General features: G+C 69.4%; 12 protein-coding genes and 2 pseudogenes. 2 read left to right on the top strand and 12 right to left on the bottom strand.

Features of this window, described 5'->3' with window-relative positions; all coding sequences use genetic code 11:
• Window positions 1-8: 8 nt before the first annotated feature.
• The 9 genes and pseudogenes from J2728_RS19790 to J2728_RS19755 form a co-directional block, all read right to left on the bottom strand.
• On the bottom strand, window positions 9-3,257 hold the full coding sequence (locus J2728_RS19790; RefSeq protein ID WP_310001876.1) for an error-prone DNA polymerase: 3,249 nt from the start codon (window positions 3,255-3,257) through the stop codon (window positions 9-11).
• A 5-nt stretch (window positions 3,258-3,262) separates the two neighbouring features.
• Window positions 3,263-3,384 (bottom strand): annotated as a pseudogene (locus J2728_RS22380) (hypothetical protein); the annotation flags it as partial.
• Between the two features lie 5 nt (window positions 3,385-3,389).
• Window positions 3,390-4,784, bottom strand: a complete 1,395-nt coding sequence (locus J2728_RS19785; protein ID WP_404979810.1) for a Y-family DNA polymerase — start codon at window positions 4,782-4,784, stop codon at window positions 3,390-3,392.
• Between the two features lie 175 nt (window positions 4,785-4,959).
• Window positions 4,960-5,757: an ImuA family protein gene (locus J2728_RS19780; RefSeq protein ID WP_310001873.1), complete on the bottom strand. Its 798-nt coding sequence runs from the start codon at window positions 5,755-5,757 to the stop codon at window positions 4,960-4,962.
• Window positions 5,758-5,822: 65 nt separating this feature from the next.
• Entirely contained in the window at window positions 5,823-6,191 is a 369-nt protein-coding gene (locus J2728_RS19775) for a VanZ family protein (RefSeq protein WP_310001871.1), read from the bottom strand.
• A 144-nt stretch (window positions 6,192-6,335) separates the two neighbouring features.
• The gene (gene serA / locus J2728_RS19770; RefSeq protein WP_310001870.1) at window positions 6,336-7,916 is read right to left on the bottom strand and encodes a phosphoglycerate dehydrogenase; all 1,581 of its coding nucleotides are present in this window, start codon (window positions 7,914-7,916) and stop codon (window positions 6,336-6,338) included.
• A 132-nt stretch (window positions 7,917-8,048) separates the two neighbouring features.
• Window positions 8,049-9,224, bottom strand: a complete 1,176-nt coding sequence (locus J2728_RS19765; RefSeq protein WP_013077883.1) for a phosphoserine transaminase — start codon at window positions 9,222-9,224, stop codon at window positions 8,049-8,051.
• Window positions 9,225-9,359: 135 nt separating this feature from the next.
• Window positions 9,360-9,782, bottom strand: a complete 423-nt coding sequence (locus J2728_RS19760) for a hypothetical protein (protein ID WP_310001869.1) — start codon at window positions 9,780-9,782, stop codon at window positions 9,360-9,362.
• Window positions 9,783-9,835: 53 nt separating this feature from the next.
• Window positions 9,836-10,174, bottom strand: coding sequence for a hypothetical protein (locus J2728_RS19755; RefSeq protein WP_310001868.1), 339 nt, complete (start codon window positions 10,172-10,174; stop codon window positions 9,836-9,838).
• Window positions 10,175-10,241: 67 nt separating this feature from the next.
• On the opposite strand from J2728_RS19755, the pseudogene J2728_RS19750 reads away from it, so the two are divergent.
• Window positions 10,242-12,243, top strand: a pseudogene (locus J2728_RS19750) (ATP-binding protein).
• Between the two features lie 144 nt (window positions 12,244-12,387).
• Window positions 12,388-12,738: a hypothetical protein gene (locus J2728_RS19745; RefSeq protein ID WP_310001867.1), complete on the top strand. Its 351-nt coding sequence runs from the start codon at window positions 12,388-12,390 to the stop codon at window positions 12,736-12,738.
• Window positions 12,739-12,744: 6 nt separating this feature from the next.
• Here the strand turns inward: J2728_RS19745 and J2728_RS19740 are convergent, their stop codons facing one another.
• The 3 genes from J2728_RS19740 to thiD form a co-directional block, all read right to left on the bottom strand.
• Complete coding sequence (locus J2728_RS19740) at window positions 12,745-13,572, bottom strand: PhzF family phenazine biosynthesis protein (RefSeq protein ID WP_310001866.1); 828 nt, start codon at window positions 13,570-13,572, stop codon at window positions 12,745-12,747.
• Between the two features lie 68 nt (window positions 13,573-13,640).
• Window positions 13,641-14,243 (bottom strand): nucleotidyltransferase family protein, encoded by a 603-nt coding sequence (locus J2728_RS19735; protein ID WP_310001864.1) that lies wholly within the window; start codon window positions 14,241-14,243, stop codon window positions 13,641-13,643.
• Window positions 14,240-15,055, bottom strand: coding sequence for a bifunctional hydroxymethylpyrimidine kinase/phosphomethylpyrimidine kinase (gene thiD, locus J2728_RS19730; RefSeq protein ID WP_310001863.1), 816 nt, complete (start codon window positions 15,053-15,055; stop codon window positions 14,240-14,242). The genes J2728_RS19735 and thiD overlap by 4 nt, the downstream gene beginning before the upstream one ends.
• Between the last annotated feature and the right edge of the window lie 61 nt (window positions 15,056-15,116).

Genomic DNA, 15,116 nt, shown 5'->3' with positions numbered 1-15,116 from the left:
CCCTCCCCTCAGTGGAAATCCCGGCTCCGCAGCAGCCGTCCGGACACCTTCTGCCGCACGCGCGGCGCCGGAGCGCCCGGCTCGTCCCTTAACGCCGAGAAGTGCGCCGACAGGTCCGTGAAACCCTCGGCCACCACGTGGATGACGCCGTCGGCGCGCTGCACCCGGCCGTGGACGACCAGGAACGAGGCGGTCATCACCAGGTTGCGGTCGGCCTCGAAGCGGTCCTTCCAGACGACGGCGTTGGCGACGCCGGTCTCGTCCTCCAGAGTCACGAACACCACGCCCTTGGCCGTGCCGGGCCGCTGGCGAATGAGGACCAGACCGGCCACCGACACCCGCGCGCCGTCCTTCAGGGTCGACAGCCGCTCGGCCGTGATCACCCCGCGCCGCTGCAGCATCGAGCGGTAGAAGTCGATCGGGTGGGCCTTCAGGGACAGGCTGGTGGTGCGGTAGTCCTCGGCCACCTCCTGGGGGTTGGCCATGGCCGGCAGGGCGACGCGGTCCTCGAACAGCGGCAGGCCGGCCAGCAGCGGGGCCTGGACCGGCGCCCTGTGCTCGCCCTTCAGCCCCTTGACCGCCCATAGCGCCTCGCGCCGCGTCAGGCCCACGCCGGCGAAGGCGTCGGCCTCGGCCAGCAGCTCCAGCGCCCGCTGCGGCACGCCGCCCTGCGCGAGCTCCCCCGGCGTGCGCGCGCCCTCCGCCCGGGCCTTGGCCAGCACGGCGACGTCGGCCTTCTTCAGGCCCTTGATCTGCCGGAAGCCCAGGCGGACGGCTTTCCAGTTCTGGCGGCTGGCGTAGTCGGCGATCTTGTCGGCGCGGGGCCGGAAGCCCTCATAGGCGGCGCCCTTCTCCAGCGCGCAGTCCCAGTCGCTGGCCAGGATGTCGGGCGGCAGCACCTCGACCCCGTGCTCGCGCGCGTCGCGGACCAGCTGGGCCGGCTGGTAGAAGCCCATCGGCTGGGAGTTGATCAGGGCCGCGCAAAACACATCCGGCCAGGCCCATTTGATCCAGGCCGAGACATAGACCAGCTTGGCGAAACTGGCCGCGTGGCTTTCCGGAAAGCCGTAGTGGCCAAAGCCCTCGATCTGCTTGAAGCAGCGCTCGGCGAAGTCGCGCTGGTAGCCGCGCCGGACCATGCCCTCGACGAACTTGTCGCGATACTCGGCGGGGGTGCCGAGGTTGCGGAAGGTGGCCATGGCCTTGCGCAGGCCGTCGGCCTCGTCGGGCGTGAACTTGGCCGCCTCGATGGCCAGGCTCATGGCCTGCTCCTGGAACAGCGGCACGCCGAAGGTCTTGCCCAGGATCCCCTTCAGTTCGTCCTCGGGGCCATGCTCGGGCGAGGGCGCGGGCCACTCGACCGGCTCGATGTTGTTCTTTCGTTTGAGGTACGGATGGACCATGTCGCCCTGGATCGGGCCGGGGCGCACGATCGCCACCTCGATGACCAGGTCGTAGAACTCACGCGGCTTCAGGCGCGGCAGCATCGACATCTGGGCCCGGCTCTCGACCTGGAAGACCCCGACGCTGTCGGCCTTGCACAGCATGTCGTAGACGCCCGAGACCTCTTTTGGGATGTCGGCCAGGTCCTTCAGCCAGGCCTGGCCGTGGTCCTCGCGCAGCATCGTCATGGCCCGCTGGATGGCGGTCAGCATGCCCAGCGCCAGGATGTCGACCTTCATCAGGGACAGGCTGTCGATGTCGTCCTTGTCCCACTCGATGAAGGTGCGGTCCTTCATCGCCGCGTTGCCGATCGGCACGGTCTCGTCCAGCCGCCGCTTGGTCAGGACGAAGCCGCCGACGTGCTGGGACAAGTGGCGCGGGAACTTCAGCAGCTCGGTCGCCAGGGCCACGGCGCGGGCGATCTCCGGCGCCTGGGGATCGAGCCCGGCGTCGCGCAAGTGCTCCTCGGGCAGGCCGTCGCCCCAGCTGCCCCAAACCGTGCCGGCCAGCAGGGACGTGACATCCTCGGTCAGGCCCAGGGCCTTGCCGACGTCGCGGATGGCGCTGCGCGGGCGGTAGTGGATCACCGTCCCGCAGATGGCGGCATACTCGCGGCCATAGCGCTCGTAGACGTACTGCATCACCTCCTCGCGCCGCTCGTGCTCGAAGTCGACGTCGATGTCCGGCGGCTCGCCGCGGTTTTCGGAGATGAAGCGGGTGAACAGCAGGCGGTGCTCGGTCGGGTCGATCGCCGTCACGCCCAGGCAGTAGCAGACCGAGGAATTGGCCGCCGAGCCGCGCCCCTGGCACAGGATGCCCATCTTCCGCGCCTCGCGCACGATGTCGTGCACGGTGATGAAGTAGTTGGGGTAGTCCATCTTGGCGATCAGCCGCAGCTCTTCCTCGAGCTGGGCCTTCACCTTGTCCGGCACGCCGTTCGGATAACGCCAGGCCGCGCCTTGCCAGGTCAGGTCGGTCAGGTGTTGCATGGCTGTCCTGCCGGGCGGCACGGGCTCGTCGGGGTACTGCTCCTTGATCTGGCCGAGGTCGAAGCCGATCCGCTCGACGATCTCGACGGTGCGCTCGACCGCGCGGGGCCAGCGCTCGAACAGACGGGCCATCTCGGGCGCGGACTTCAGGTGGCGCTCGGCGTTGGCCTCCAGCCGGAAGCCCGCCTCGTGGATCGCGCAATGTTCGCGCACGCAGGTGATGATGTCCTGCAGCGGCCGCCGCTCGGGGCCGTGATAGAGCACGTCGTTGGTCGCCACGATCGGCGCGCGGGCCGCCTGGCCCAGGGCGTCGAGGCGCGAGAGGCGCTTGAGGTCCTGGGCGGCGTAGGCGCGGCTGGCCGCCAGCCAGGAGCGGCCGGAGAGGTCGCCGGCCATGCGGGCCAGGTCCCCCTCGAAGGCCTCGTCCAGCGTCCGGGGCGGGACGATCAGGCCGAGTTGCCCGTCGGCATGGTCCAGGAAATCCCGCCAGGTTAGCTCGCACTGGCCCTTCTCGGCCCGGCGCTGGCCCAGGGTCAGCAGGCGCGTCAGACGGGCGAAGGCTTCGCGGTCGGTCGGGTAGCAGATCAGGCTGGGCGTCCCGTCCATGAAGTCCAGCCGGCAGCCGGTCAGCACCCTGACCTTCCGTTGCTTGGCCGCCGTCCAGGCGCGCACCACGCCGGCCAGGCTGTTGCGGTCGGCGATCCCGACGGCGGTCAGTCCCAGCGCCTCGGCGGCGATGGCCAGCTCCTCGGCGTGCGAGGCGCCGCGCAGGAAGGAGAAGTTGCTGGTGGTCTGCAGCTCGGCGTAGGCGGGAGGGCGTGGCATGGCTAAATCCTCCCCCTAGCGGGGGAGGTGTCGGCTCGAAGAGACGACGGAGGGGGAAGAGGCAAGCTCTCCAGCACTTCCCCCTCCGGTCCTTCGGACCACCTCCCCCGCTGGGGGGAGGATTTTCGCGCCTCACCCAAACAGGCCATGGATCCACCACTTCGGCGCGTCTTCCCCGCCAAACAGCCCTTGCCGGAAAATCCAGTACCGCCCGCCGGCCTCGTCCTCGACGCGGTAGTAGTCGCGGACCTTGCCCGGCCCCGTCTCGCCCTCGCCCGTCCCGGCGCGCCACCATTCCTGGGCGATGCGCTCGGGGCCCTCGGCGCGACGGACGCGGTGAGACCGGCCGCGCCATGTGAAGGACACCGGCGGGTCGTCGGGCACCTTGGCCAGGGCCGTGATCGCCTCGGGCCGCTTGAACAGGCGCACCGGGCGCGGGCGGTCCGGGTCCCAGGCCGCGACGGCCGGCGGGTCCAGCGGGGCGGCGCGGACCACCGAGCGTTCGGGCACGTGGCTCTCGTACGGATCGGCCCGCCAGACGCGCGCCTCGCCCAGGCGGTTGACCAGCCGGTCGATCAGCGGCGCCAGGGTCTCGTCGAGGCCCGCGCCCGCCGTGCTGTCCAGCCCGTTCTGCACGGCGGCCAGGGGCTCGACCCCGGCGGCGTGGACGGTGACGACCTCGATGCCGAAGCCCGGATCGACCTTGTCCAGCTTGGGAACGACCAGTTTGGCCAGCCGCTTGGCGTCGCGGCCAAGCCGCGCCAGGCCCGCGCGCACCGGGAAGGCCTGGCCGTCCAGCCGGTGGAACACGACCTCGAAGCGCTTGGCCCCGCGCTCCTCGGCCTCCAGTCGGGCGCAGATCAGGGCCAGGGCGTCGGCGGCGACGCGGGCCATGTCCTCCGGTGCGCTGATCGGCTCGAAGAAGGCCAGGCGGTCGAACCAGGGGCTGGCCGGCCGGCGGAAGGTCAGGGCCTCGGCCGCCGCGCCCAGGGCCTGGTCCAGCCGGGTGGTGAAGGAAAGGCCAAAGCGCTTGGCCAGCTGGGCGCGGGGCAGGCCGTAGAGCTGGCCCACGCAGTGCAGGCCCAGACGCGGCAGCTGGGCCTCGGCCGCCTCGTCCAGCCGCAGGGCGGCGACAGGCAGGTCCGCCAGCGCCTCGCGTTGTCCCCCGGGCGGGACGACAGCGAGGTCCTCGCCGAACCGCGCAAGCCCCCAGGCCGCCCCGGCCGTGTCGGCGATCGCCGCCCGCGCCGGCACGCCCCAGCGCGCCAGCCGCGCCACGAGGTCGACCAGCATGGCGCCCTCCCCGCCCCACAGGTGGTCGGTCCCGGTGATGTCCAGCAACAGACCATCCTCGCCGTCGATCGCCACGGCCGGCGAGAAGCGCACGCACCAGTCGCAGAGCGCCTCCAGCGCCGCGCGGTCGGCGGCGGGGTCGTGGTCGAAGGTGGCGAGGTCCGGGACCAGGGCCAGCGCGTCGGCGGCCTTCTGGCCGGGGAACAGGCCCAGAGCCCGGGCGCGGTCGTCCACGGCGGCGAGGCGGCGGGTTCCGCGTTCGGAGACCAGCAGGGCGAGGGGCGGAGACGCCAATCCTCCCCCCAGCGGGGGAGGTGTCGCCGCAGGCGACGGAGGGGGAAGTCCTGCTGGTCCGGCCCCTTCCCCCTCCGGTCCTTCGGACCACCTCCCCCTCTGGGGGGAGGATTGCTCACCCGACGAGGCGCAGTCCGGGTTCCGCCGGCGCCACGTCGTGATCGGCCAGTTGGGACACCAGACGGAAAGGATGCGGGCCATGGCCGGCCTCCTGAGCTTCTAAGATCCAGCCGCCGGAACGTCCGCCCCGGCAGCGCTCGAGTTCGACCCGCCAGCGCGGCGGGCCTAGGCCGATGTTGTCGGGGGGCGCCCCGCTGGGCTGGGGCCCCACGCGCCAGCGGCTGAACGAGGCCGAGCCCGATACCGTCCGAGGCCCCTCCCCGGCGCGACCGCCATAGGGTCGGCGATGCAGCAGCAGCCCAAGGCCGCCCCGCTTCTCGCAGGCCAGCTGCAGCCGGCGGCCGGCGGTCAGGTCGGGCGCCTCGGCCTCGCCGACCGCCGCGCTCACCCCTTCCGTGGAGAGGGCGTCCTCCAGCACCGACAGCACCTCGGCCTCGTCGCGGGCGCGGACCTGGATCAGCCGCTGGGCGGGAAAGCCCAGACCAAAGAGGCCGGGGACGAACAGGTCGGTCCGCCGCGCCACCCAGACCACCACGCCGGTCGTGAGCAGCGGCCGCAACATCAGGCCGATGAAGGCCGCCGGGGCCGCGCCGGTCTCGCCCTCCAGCCCCGCGCCGACCACCTCGTGCCAGGCGCCCAACGGCAGGCCGCCGCCCGGGAAGCAGCCGTCGATGGCGCGATCACCGAACGGCAGGACTGGAGTCGGAGTCCGAGTCCCCGCTTCGATCGCGGCGATCCGGCCTCTCAGGGCCGCAAGACGCGCCTCGCGCGATCCGGCCATCCCACACTCCAAGTTCTCTTTTTGTTCTCGCGCTTGGCGCGGCGAGAGTCAAGGACTGGAGTGTCGCGGGCGGACGGTCAGTCTTCGCGGTTCAGCCACTGGGTGGCGATGATCGGGCCGAAGAAGAAGCCGACGCCCAAGGTGTCGGCGACGACGTCCAAGATGTCGGCGTCTCGGCCGACGATGGGCAGGCCCTGCAGGATCTCGATGGCGATCCCGAAGGCCAGCAGCACCACGCCGATCTTCCAGTAACGGCTCTTGGGCAGGGCCATCGTCGCCAGGAAGGTCAGGCCGTAGAAGACGATGAAGTGCTTGGCCTTGTCCCACGGGATCAGGCCGGCCGTGTCGTCCCCGGGCGCGAGGGCCGCATAGAGGGTGAAGACCACGGCGGCGGTGAAGACGGCCAGGCCCAGCCAGTTGATCTTGCGCGGAACGAGCAGGGACATGCGGGGCCTTTGAAAATGCAGATCCTCCCCCGCGAGCGGGGGAGGTGGCCCGGAGGGTCGGAGGGGGCCAACTCGGCCCAGGCAGCATTAGCCCCCTCAGTCACTCCGTGACAGCTCCCCCGCATCGCGGGGGAGCATCTATAATCAGAACGTCAGCGCGCGCGATTCCTTCACGTGCGGCAGGGCCTCGATCTTGGCCAGAAGTTCGGCGCTGGGGGCCTGGTCGACGCCCACGAGGGCGATGGCGTCCTCGTCGGCGGCCAGGCGGCCCAGGTTGAAGGTGGCGATGTTGACGCCCGCCTCGCCCAGCATCATCCCCAGGGCGCCGATGAAGCCCGGCTTGTCCAGGTTGTTGATGTACAGCATGGCCGGCGAGAAGGCCGCGTCCAGCTCCATGCCCTTGACCTCGACGATGCGCGGCGCGCCGGCGATCACCGTGCCGGCGAAGGCGCGCTTGCCCTTCTCGGTGGTGATGGTCACGCGCATCAGGCTGTCATAGGTGGGGCTGACTTCCTGGCGGCTCTCGGAGACGGTGATGCCGCGCTCCTTGGCCACGGCCGGAGCCGAAACCATGTTGATCTCGGCCAGCATCGGCTTGAGCACGCCGGCCAGGGCGGCCGAGGTCATCGGCTTGACGTTGAGGTTGGAGACCTCGCCCTCGAAGGCGATGTCGATGGCCTTGATGCCGAAGTCGACCATCTGGCCGGCGAAGGCGCCGATCTTCTCGGCCAGGGCCACGAACGGCTTCAGCTTGGGCGCTTCTTCCGCGGTGATCGAGGGGCTGTTCAGGGCGTTGGTGACCGCGCCGGTCAGCAGGTAGTCCGAAACCTGCTCGGCGACCTGCAGGGCGACGTTCTCCTGAGCTTCCGAGGTGGAGGCGCCCAGGTGCGGAGTGGCCACGACCTTGTCCGAGCCGAACAGCGGGTTTTCCTTGGCCGGCTCGACGGTGAACACGTCGAAGGCCGCGCCGCCCACGTGACCTTCGTCCAGCAGCTTGCGCAGCGCCGCCTCGTCGACCAGGCCGCCGCGGGCGCAGTTGACGATCAGCACGCCCTTCTTGGTCTTGGCCAGGGCCTCGGCCGACAGGATGTTGCGGGTCTTGTCGGTCAGCGGGGTGTGCAGGGTGATGACGTCGGCGCGGGCCAGCAGGTCTTCCAGCTCGACCTTCTCGACGCCCATCTCGACGGCGCGCTCGGGCGACAGGAAGGGGTCGTAGGCCACGACCTTCATCTTCAGGCCCAGCGCGCGGTCGGCGACGATGCCGCCGATGTTGCCGGCCCCGATCAGGCCCAGGGTCTTGGCGTAGAGCTCCACGCCCATGAAGCGGTTCTTCTCCCACTTGCCGGCCTGGGTCGAGGCGTCGGCGGCGGGGATCTGGCGGGCCAGAGCGAACATCATGGCGATGGCGTGCTCGGCCGTGGTGATCGAGTTGCCGAACGGCGTGTTCATCACGACGATGCCCTTGGCCGTGGCGGCCGGGATGTCGACGTTGTCGACGCCGATGCCGGCGCGGGCGATGACGCGCAGCTTGTGGGCGGCGGCGATCACGTCCTTGTCGAGCTTGGCGCCCGAGCGGATGGCGATGCCGTCATAGTCGCCGATCACGGCGATCAGCTCGTCCTTGGACAGGCCGACCTTGATGTCGAAGGCGAGGCCGCGGTTCTTGAAGATGTCGACGGCGGCGGGGCTGAGCTTGTCGGCGATGAGGACGCGGGGAGCGGTCATGGAGGTCGTCTCCGGATATCGAACCCTTCCGCCTCGATGGGCGAAGGGTTGGGATTGGGGGCGCTTTGTTAGGCGGCGGGGGATCACCCCCGCCCCTACCCCTCCCCCATCAAGGGGGAGGGAGGGCGCGAGTTAAGCGGCGGCCAGTTCGGCCGAGACGGTGGCGAAGGCCCAGTCGAGCCAGGGCGTCAGGGCCTCGAGGTCAGAAGCCTCGACGGTGGCGCCGCACCAGATGCGCAGGCCGGCCGGAGCGTCGCGATAGCCGCCGATGTCGAGGGCCGCGCCCTCCTTCTCGAGCAGGCTGGCCAGCTTCTTGGCGAAGTCGGCCTGAGCGTCTTCCGGCAGGGCGCAGATCTTGGGATCCACGACCTTCAGGCACACCGAGGTGTTCGACCGGATCTCCGGCGTCGCGGCCAGGAAGTCGACCCACGGGGTCTTGGCGACCCAGTCGGCCAGGACTTTCAGGTTCTGGTCGGCGCGGGCCTGCATGGCCTGCAGGCCGCCGATCGAGGCGGCCCACTTCAGGGCGTCCAAGGCGTCTTCCACGCAGAGCATCGACGGGGTGTTGATCGTCGCGCCTTCGAAGATGTCGGCGGCGATCTTGCCGGCTTTCGTCATGCGGAACAGCTTCGGCATCGGCCAGGCCGGCGTGTAGCTTTCCAGCCGGGCCACGGCGCGCGGCGACAGGATCAGGATCCCGTGCGCGCCCTCGCCGCCCAGCGCCTTCTGCCAGGAGAAGGTCACGACATCGAGCTTGGCCCAGTCCAGTTCCTGGGCGAAGGCCGCCGAGGTGGCGTCGCAGATGGTGATGCCTTCACGATCGGCCGAGATGAAGTCGGCGTTGGGCACGCGCACGCCCGAGGTTGTGCCGTTCCAGGTGAAGACCAGGTCCTTGGCCGGATCGACCTTGGAGGTGTCGGGCAGCTGGCCGTACGGGGCGCTCAGCACCTCGACGTCGGGCAGCTTCAGTTGCTTGGTGACATCCGTGACCCAGTCCTTGCCGAAGGACTCGAAGGCCAGCAGTTGCACCGGGCGAGCGCCCAGCATCGACCACATCGCCATTTCGACGGCGCCGGTGTCCGAGCCGGCGACGATGCCGATCAGGAAGTCGGCCGGGACTTCCAGCACTTCGCGCGTCTGGTCGATGGCGGCCTTCAGGCGCGCCTTGCCCAGCTTGGAGCGGTGCGACCGACCCAAAACGGCGTTTCTGAGATTTTCGGGGGTCCAGCCTGGCCTTTTGGCGCAAGGCCCGGAAGAGAACTCGGGGCGAGCCGGGCGGATCGCCGGCTTGGCGAGGGTCGTGGTCATAGCGATGTCTCCCATCCTTACAGATGGACTGCGCCCCGTTGGGAGGGCGTGGCCCGCCGGCGAGAAACCGCGTTCGCGGCCAAAAGGCAAGGAGAGATTTGTCGCGGAGGGCGGATTTCCTTTGCTTGAAGGAAATTATTTTCCAGCCGCGCGCCGACGCCAGGCGATCAAGGACCCGACCAGAATGCACAGGAGCACGCCAGCGGAGTCCAGATTATTGATCAGGGCGTAGGTGTTGCCGCGCCGGATCCCGGTCACGAAATAATAGGCGTGCAGGCTGAACTGAATGGCTTGCAGCAGAAGAGCGCCGCCCAGCCATAGGCTGGCGTATCGCAGAGCCAGGAGCAAGAACGCGCCACCAACAAAGCCGTCCATGGCGAGGAGCAGGCTTCCCTGAACCTCGCGCGACACCGTCAGATGGATCACCTCGACGCCTATGGTCGAGACCGCCACGACGATCCCCGCGTAGCGCTCGGCCGGCCCGCCCTTCGTCACGGCGAATACGCAGACGCTGAAAATCAACGCCAAGGACGAAATCAGGAACAGGGACACAGGCATGAAAAGGCCTCTAATCATAATTAGAGGCCTTTTGGGTTAAACTATTGCAACCTTCAGACGACCTGACGAAGGTCGGCGCGGCCCCTGGGTTCCTCCCCCTGGTTCTTTTCCTCGACACCGGCCAGCTTGGTGCGAATGCCGAGACGCAGCTTGGTCGTGGCCAGCTCCCCGTGCGCCTCGACCATCGCCGAACGCGCCTCGCTGAGCGCGGCCATGGCTTCGGCCAGCTTGCTGGCGGCGCGATCGCCGACCACGGCCGAAACTCCGAGGTCCTTACGCGCCTTCAACAGATCGGCCATCAGTTCCGCCGTTTCGACCATCGCCGCGTCCACGGCGTTCTCCGATGCGAACAGCTTGGTCGCAACCCGTTGAGCAACAAATACTTTTTCCACGCCCGCCTCCGTTAACAAAACACTAACGAAGAAGGTAAATAGAAAGTTAAGACTAAGCAACGCGTAAATGCACGCAATCGTTGGCGTAAAGCGCGCCACACCTGCACTTGGAAGCGAAGCGTTAGGAACCTTGCGGCAAACTGCCGCTACGATTGAGTACCTGGACGCCTATGAGCGACAGACACAGCCCGCGCGCGAACCGCGAATCGACCCACGCGCCTCTCCAGGCGCGAATCGCCGGCGTGGCCTTGGCCACCACGGTGCTGGCGCTCGTGGCGGCGTGTCTTTGCTTCATGCTGCAGCAGTGGAGCGTGGCGCGGCAGGAATCGCGGGCCAACCACGCGGTCCTGGCCCAGATGGCCGCGGCCGGCGCCGCGGGTCCCCTGGCGGACAACAACCTGGCGGGCGTCTATCGCGCGCTCGAGGCCGTGGCCAAGGCGCCCGGCGTGGCCGCCGTGCGTATCGTCGATACAGGCGGCCACACCGTGGCCCAGATCGGCGACCCCGCGCCGGCGGACGTCGACACCTTGACCCGTCCCGTCAAGCTCAGCGGCCGCGAGATCGGCGCCGTCGTGCTGGTGGCGCGCCGTCCTGGCGTCGGTCAGATCCTCGCCCGGGACCTCGCCCTGACCGGCGCCCTGTTCTTTGGTTCGGCGGGCCTCGCGATCCTACTGGCCAACGGCCTGGCCCGCCGCATGGCCCGGCCGATGGAGCGCCTGTCGAGCGCCATGCACGAAACCGCCGTCGCCGGGCGCTTCATGCCGGTGGAACAGGCGGCCGACGACGACGTGTTTCAGAGCCTGATCCACAGCTTCAATCATCTGGTCGCGCGCCTGCGCGCCAATGACGAGGACCTGCGCGGGGCCATGGCCGAACTGGTCAAGGCGCGCGACGACGCCAACACCGCCAACGTCCTGAAATCGCACTTCCTGGCCAATATGAGCCATGAAATCCGCACGCCCCTGAACGGCGTGTTGGCCATGGCCGAGGTCATGGACATGGACGAGCTCAGCCCCGCCCAGCGCGAGCGCCTGACGGTGATCCGCGAGTCCGGCGGCCTGCTGTTGGCCGTGCTCAACGACGTTCTGGATCTGTCGAAGATCGAAGCCGGCCGTCTCGAAATCCAGGATCGCCCCTTCGACATCGCTCAACTGGCTCAGTCGATTCGCGAAAGCTACGCCCACCAGGCCCGCGAGAAAGGCCTGGCCTTCGAGGTGGCGGTGGCCCCCGAGGCCCATGGCCTGTGGCGCGGCGACGTCGATCGCCTGCGCCAGATCCTCGGCAACCTGATCTCGAACGCCCTGAAATTCACGCTGGAGGGCGCCGTCGCCGTCCGCTTCGCCTCGGCCGAGGATGGCTCGGGCCTGCGGATCGACGTGGCGGACACCGGCATCGGGGTCGCGCCGGAAATCCTGCCGCGCCTGTTCGACAAGTTCGTCCAGGCCGACAGCTCGACCACCCGCCGCTTCGGCGGCTCGGGCCTGGGCCTGGCCATCTGCCGAGAGCTGGCGGCGCTGATGGGCGGCTCGATCAAGGTCCAGAGCCGCGAAGGCCGGGGCTCGACCTTCACGGTCCTGGTCGCCCTGCCGCGCGAGGAGACCCTGACCGAGGTCCACTATATAGACGACGAAGCGCCCGTCGTCGCCCGCGCGCCGGCGCGGAAAGCCAAGGCGGCGCTGCGGATCCTGGCCGCCGACGACAACCCCACCAACCAGAAGGTCATCGAGGCGGTGCTGGCGCCGCTGGGCGCCGAGGTGACGATGGTCCCGGACGGCAAGGCCTGCGTCGAGGCCTGGAAGGTCACGAAGTTCGACATCATCCTGATGGACATCCACATGCCCGTCATGGACGGGATCGAGGCGGCCCGCGAAATCCGCGGCTTGGAAACCCAGGAAGGCCGGGCCCGCACCCCGATCGTCGCCGTGACCGCCAACGCCCTGGCCCATCAGGTCGAGGACTATCTGGCCGCCGGCATGGAAGGCCACGTCGCCAAGCCGGTCGAGGTCACCAAGCTCTACGGCGCCATCGAGGACGCCATCGCCTCGGCCCGCATGGCCAAGGCCGCCTAGCCGCGCCTGCCCCCCAAATCTTCCTGAACCTCGCACAACGAGCGGCTCAGAACCGCTTCAGCCGTCGCGTGTTTCTCTTACCTCAACGTCGTCCTCCCACCTCCCCGGGCGTGTCGACGGAGATGTTCAAGAGGAACCGAACCGATGAAGAAGATCCTGATCCCGATCGTTACGGTCTCGGCCCTGGCGGCCGCCGCCCTTCCCGCCGTCGCCTCGGCTCAACCGATCAACCAGCGCCAGGGCCAGCTGGAACGCCGGATCGACATGGGGCAGCGCAACGGCGCGTTGACCCGCTCGGAAGCCTACCGCCTGCGCGCCGAACTGCGCGAGACCGAGCGCCTGGAGCACCGCTATCGCCGTAACGGCCTGAGCGGCTGGGAGCGCGCCGATCTGGACCGCCGCTTCGACCGCATCAGCGCCCAAATCCGCTACGAGCGCCATGACCGCGACTATGGTTATGGCTATGGCGACCACCGCGGCCCGAACCGCTGGTAAGCCTCCCTAGCTGAAGGCCGGCGCCACCCGCAGCCGGCTTTCCACCACCGTGACGCTGCGGCCGCGCAGCAAGACGCGCGCGCCGCGGCGTTCGCATTCCAGGTCCCCGCCCCGGCCGGGATAGGCCTGATGGAATTTCAGGACCTCCGCGCCCAACTTGTCGCCAAAGAGCGGCATCAGGATGCAGTGGGCCGAGCCCGTGGTCGGGTCTTCCGGAATGCCAAAGCCTGGCGCGAAGAAGCGACTGACCACCGCGTGGGGCTGGCCAGCATCGGCCATCGCCACGACCACCGTCTGGCCCGGTCCGCCGGTCGCCTCGCCGCCGATCATCTTCAGGGCCGAGAGGTCGGGCTTCAGGTTCCGGACCGTGGTCTCATTCTCCAGCACCGCGATCAGATAGGCGCCCGCCCAGACCTCGGTCGGCGTCGCGCCTAGCGCTTCGGCCAGACCGTCGGGAACCGCGGTACGGCGCGGCGGATCGGCGGGGAAGTCCATCTCCAGTCCTTCGCCCGCCCGTCTCACCGTCAGCGGCCCCGACAACGTGTCGAAGGTCAGCAGCGGAACCTCGACGCCCAGCTCCGCGAACAGCACGTGGGCCGCCGCCAGCGTCGCATGTCCGCACAGCGGCGCCTCGAGCGCCGGCGTGAACCAGCGCAGGCCAAAGCGCGCCGGGTCGTTGGTCTTGAGCAGAAAGGCCGTCTCGGCCTGGTTGTTCTCGGCCGCCAGGGCCTGCATCCAGGTGTCGGAAGGCCAAGTCTCGAACGGCTCGACCACACAGGCGGGGTTGCCCCGGAAAGGGGCGCTGGCGAAGGCGTCGACGGTCCACTGGCGCATGGCGGGCGATCTCCCGGAATTCCGATGGACATCGCTGTTATGCGGGCGCGGATCGCCGCGCAAAGCCTTTATTGTCCCGGTGACAATCGAGGCTCGATCGCGATCTCCGGCCAACGGGCCTTGGCCGAGCCCGTGGTGCGCTCCCAGCCGCCGGCGCCCGACGGCCGCAGCGGATTGGGCCGCAGGCGCAGGGCGAACAGGTCCTCAAGACCGAACGGCGCGTGGACGGTCAGGCTGTCATCGGCCTCCAACCGCACGCCGACGCAGAAGGCCGTCGCCACGAAGCGCTTCAAGGCCGCGGCGCTGGTCTCCAGCGGCGGATAGGGCTCGTCGGCCCCGAACTTGCTGGCGAACCATAGGTGAACCCGGGCCTGGTTGCGCACCTCGACCAGTTCGCGAAGCGGCGGCTCGAAGGCGGCCGCGACGCGCTGGATGACCACGTCCTCGGCCTCGTAGCTGACGTCGCTGGCGTCGTGATAGGCTAGGTCATAGTCCTTGATGCCGTAGTCCAGCGGCCGCCCGGTCAGGTGGTTCCAGACCGGCTGGTAGACCGCGCCGGAAAAGATCATCCAGTCGGGCAGGTCGAGGTCGCGCGCCGTCCGCAGCACCGCCCAGGTCGTCGGGGTGGCGCGGACGATCTCGGCCAGGCGGGTTTCCAGCGTGTCGGTCATGCGCGCAGCGTCCAGCCGTGATCCAGGGGACCATGCCCCGCGCCGAAGCCCGGCGCGCGCAGCATGGCCTCGTGGACGTAGTTCCAGGCCCGCGCCACCGCCTGCTCCAGCGGCAGGCCCTGAGCCAGGCCCGTCGCGCAGGCGCTCGCCAGCGTGCAGCCCGTGCCGTGAGTGTGACGGGTCTCGATCCGCTCGCCCTCGAAGGTCGTCTCGCCGTCGACCGTCATCAGCACATCGACGACGCGGTCGCCCGCGACGTGTCCGCCCTTCATCAGCACGGCCTTGGCGCCAAGGGCCAACAGCGCCTCGCCGGCCCGGCGCAGGTCATCGGTGGTCTCGACGGTCAGGCCCGTCATAGCGGCGGCTTCGGGCGCGTTGGGGGTCAGCAGCGCGGCGCGCGGGATCATCAGCGATTTGACCGCGCCGATCGCGGCCTCGGCGAGCAGCGGCGCGCCGCCCTTGGCGACCATGACCGGGTCGACCACCGCCGGGATTTGGCCCGCGTGATCGATCGCGGCCGCCACGGTCTCGACCACGGCCGCGTCGCCCAGCATGCCGGTCTTGATCGCGTCGGCGCCGATGTCGTCCAGCACCGCGCGGGCCTGGGCGGCGATGATCTCGAGCGGGATCGGATGCACGCCCGTGACGCCCAGGGTGTTCTGCACGGTCACCGCCGTGATCGCCGTGGCCGCGTAGCCGCCCAGCGCGGTGATGGTCTTGATGTCGGCCTGGATCCCCGCCCCGCCTCCGGAATCCGATCCGGCGATGACGAGAACGCGGCCTTGCGGCGCCTGGGGGGGAGCTTGGGACATGGAAGAGGTTTAGGCGGGAATCGAGGCGATGGGGAGGCCCCGACGACAACGCCAAATTACT

The sequence above is a fragment of the Caulobacter segnis genome (assembly GCF_031454995.1).
GTDB classification, from domain to species: Bacteria; Pseudomonadota; Alphaproteobacteria; order Caulobacterales; family Caulobacteraceae; genus Caulobacter; species Caulobacter segnis_E.
Note: the sequence above shows the minus strand (reverse complement) of the source record. Positions and strands in the feature narration are given on the sequence as shown.